This is a genomic window from Nonomuraea helvata (assembly GCF_039535785.1).
Lineage (GTDB): Bacteria > Actinomycetota > Actinomycetes > Streptosporangiales > Streptosporangiaceae > Nonomuraea > Nonomuraea helvata.
Window position 1 is genome coordinate 1 of the sequence record NZ_BAAAXV010000010.1, and the last position, 375, is coordinate 375.

Here is a 375-nt window from a genome sequence, read left to right on the forward strand (position 1 = left end):
AAAAAAAAACACAAACACAAAAAAAAACAAAAAAAACAAAAAACAAAAAAAACACAAAACAAAAAAACACACAAAAAAACACACAAAAACAAACACACACACACACAAAAAAAAACAAAAAAAAACAAAAAAAAACAAAACACAAAACAAAAAAAAACAAAAAAAAACAAAACACAAAAAACAAAAAAAAACACAAAAAAAACAAAACACAAACAAAAACAAAACACAAAAAAAACACAAAAAAAAACAAAAAAAAACAAAAAAAAACACAAAACACACACAAAAACAAAAAAAACAAAAAAAAACAACAAAAAAAACAAAAAAAAACACAAAACAAACAAAAAACAAAAAACAAAACAACAAAAAAAACAAAAA

1 protein-coding gene is annotated in these 375 nt (G+C 18.1%); it reads left to right on the forward strand.

Annotated elements, in window-relative coordinates:
- A partial coding sequence (locus ABD830_RS54655) for a hypothetical protein (RefSeq protein WP_345002270.1) occupies positions 1–375 on the forward strand: 375 nt, incomplete at both ends.